Annotated in this window: 2 protein-coding genes; both read right to left on the bottom strand. The window is 63.4% G+C overall.

Annotation, left to right across the window (positions count from 1 at the left end; genetic code table 11):
* Nucleotides 1-263: 263 nt before the first annotated feature.
* Entirely contained in the window at nucleotides 264-884 is a 621-nt protein-coding gene (locus QZY03_RS13465) for a Uma2 family endonuclease (protein WP_295581825.1), read from the bottom strand.
* Between the two features lie 79 nt (nucleotides 885-963).
* On the bottom strand, nucleotides 964-1,251 hold the full coding sequence (locus QZY03_RS13470) for a helix-turn-helix transcriptional regulator (protein ID WP_295581827.1): 288 nt from the start codon (nucleotides 1,249-1,251) through the stop codon (nucleotides 964-966).
* Between the last annotated feature and the right edge of the window lie 948 nt (nucleotides 1,252-2,199).

Below are 2,199 nucleotides of genomic sequence, written 5' to 3' on the forward strand. Positions count from 1 at the left end.
GCCGATGGTGGATGCGCTGCGCTTATCCACCCTACGAAACCGGCTCCGTTGTAGGGTGGATAAGGCGCGCCGCTCGGTCTCAGGGACTCGGCACGGCGGTCGCGCGCGCCGCATCCACCAGAGGTCGCGCGGTGCCGCCCTAATTTGGAATTGCTGGCGGCAGACGTAGTTGAGTAAACTGTCCCCGGAACTCGCGTTCCGCTCAGGTTCGGGCACCCGATTCAGGACGCCCGGCGCAGCGTCCGGGCGCCGGATCAACGGCGCTACGGCGTGGTGCCCCCGGCGCGCAGCGCCGCCTGAAACCCGCGAATGGCGTCGAAGGTGGTCGGGTTGCCGAGGAAGCTCGTCAGGAGTTCCAGGTCCAAGCCCGGCAGAACCTCGCTCGCGGCGATCGGGACATAGTGCTCGCCGCGCAGGGCATAGGGGGTGATGCGACCCTTGCGCCAGAACCAGACCTCGGCCACCCCGAGCCGGCGGTAGATGGCCAGCTTGTCGATGCGCCCGGCGGTCCACACCACCTCGATTGCGAGCTGCGGGCGCTCCGCCGCCTTGGGATCGCCGAAGATATAGCTCTCGTCCGGTTCGACCCCGCGCGACTTGGGCTCGGACTGAAGTGTCCAAGAGCCGACCGTCAGGAAGGGGATGCCGCGCTCCAGGCACCAGGTCTCGACCAGACAGCCGATCATCGACTTGACGGACTCGTGGGTCTGCGAGGGGCTCATGATCTCGACCGTCCCGTGGAGGTAGGCGATGCGGGGCGCGGAGTGGTCGCCGCGGATCTCGAGCAGGCGCTCGTAGTCCGCCCAGGTGACCCCGTGCAGTTGGATGATGTGATCGTCGGTCGGGGTGTCGTCCCGGTCGGCGTACCTGGGTTGCGCGGTCATCGAACCGTTCCTCCGGGATGGGTTTGGCAGGGAGTCGGCGAAGTGTCGGCGCGGTGCCCTCTCAGCGCAAGATCACGGGCTAGATTACTCCGCGCCGCAGGTCCAACCAGGCGGCCAGCTCGATCCGCTGCGCCGGGGTCAGCGCCGTCAGCCTCAGCACCAGGTCGGCCAGCCAGTCGTCCTCGCAGTAAAAGTAGGTCACCGAAACCCCGAGAACCTGAGCCAGCTTGCGGGCCGTCTCAAAAGGCGGCTCGTGTACACCTGTCTCGTAGCGGCTGATCCGGGCGCTGCTGCACCCCTCATCCAGCCCAATCAGAACGCCCAACTTGTCCTGGGCCAGTCCCGCGCGCTCGCGGGCTTGGCGCAAGCGCGCACCGAAGCAGCAAGGCGTCTGTGAGGAATTCTTGACCATCCGCGGATGGTCGCGACATCCCCTTGTATCAACTCTACGAAAAACGTAGACTCTGGCTGCAGCGTTTCTTGGCTGGTCGGCAGTGTGACCAGCCCTTGATGCCGACCGGTCTGCGCCGGTGTGGCCAAATGTTTTTCGCTTCGCTTACTTGGAGGTGGTAGATATGGCGATGCTGGCTTCCCACCGCTCAGCGGCATGCGCACCGACCTTTCGTCCTCTGGCTTCGCTAGGGCGACTTTGCCCCTGGTCATGCTCCTCCAGTGCTTCGCTGATCCCCTTGCCGCTCTTGTCCGAGCTCGCCCCGGCGTTGACGGTCGAGGGCTACACCCTTTGCGGTGAGGCGACCAACGATTCCGGCACCGGCACCCGCATCGTGGCAACCGGCTCGCGCATTATTTTCCCGGTTCGATGGGTGATTCCGCTGAGGGTCTATTCGGCGAGTTCCCGGCAGCGGCCCGGCCATCGACTCCGACTTGGCCCCGTACCTGGCCAAACGTCGCCTCCGCAGACTATTTCACCGGGACCGCGCTCGCAAGGTCATTACGGGCGCGCGCTGCTATAGGCCATATTAGACAATAGCGTCTATTCCTAATAAATCAGGAGGACTGTTAAATGTTGATTGCTATTGCGCTTGTCGTCGCGGTTCTCGCGTCCTATTTTACGACCCCGTGGTTTGGGGTGCCTTTCGCACTCTTGTTGTTTATCACATTAAGAGCATTGCAGTTCTTGGCTCTCTTATATTCTCGTGAAGACGTGGGTTCATATGAACTCGACTTTGGCCATTTCAGGCCGTCGAGGCCAGTTGATCCAGCAAGCGTTCCCAGTCCCGCTGGGAAATAACGAGGGCGTCCGGGTCTGCGGTTGAGTTGACGAAATTCGCCGCCGCCCAACTGGTGCGGCGCA

The organism is uncultured Lamprocystis sp., from assembly GCF_903933125.1.
Taxonomy (GTDB): domain Bacteria; phylum Pseudomonadota; class Gammaproteobacteria; order Chromatiales; family Chromatiaceae; genus Thiodictyon.

What these genes read in the sequence shown, in the direction of transcription:
- QZY03_RS13465 (WP_295581825.1), bottom strand. Translation starts at nt 884, where the DNA reads ATGACCGCGCAACCCAGGTACGCCGACCGGGACGACACCCCGACCGAC.